The organism is Acinetobacter sp. 148, assembly GCF_031196675.1.
Classification (GTDB): Bacteria; Pseudomonadota; Gammaproteobacteria; order Pseudomonadales; family Moraxellaceae; genus Acinetobacter; species Acinetobacter baumannii.
In genome coordinates, this window is record NZ_JAVIMT010000082.1 from 1 (window position 1) to 306 (window position 306).

Consider the following 306-nt stretch of genomic DNA (forward strand, 5'->3'; position numbering starts at 1 on the left):
GTACCAATGTCTACCGTATCACCAGCTTTTACTGCAGCTGCATTGGTACCATTACTTTGTAGTGTCCAGCCTTTGTCTAATGCAGTGATCGCATCGCCCACGTTATTGACGTTGTTGCCATTCACAGTATAGGTCGGTGAACTTACTGCACCTGTAGTGCTGTCATAGCTTGCACCACCACCCAGATTGTTGGCTGTGCTGTTGCCCAAGGCATCAGTCTTGTTGTTGCTTGATGTGCTTAACGCATCAAGCTGCCCTTTGTTTACTGCATCGGTTGCTGCTGTGCCCGCACCGACATTCGTAACT

The 306-nt window shown here is 49.0% G+C and carries 1 pseudogene; it reads right to left on the reverse strand.

Going from position 1 to position 306, the window contains the following annotated elements:
* Window positions 1-306 (reverse strand): annotated as a pseudogene (locus RFX69_RS14895) (hemagglutinin); the annotation flags it as partial.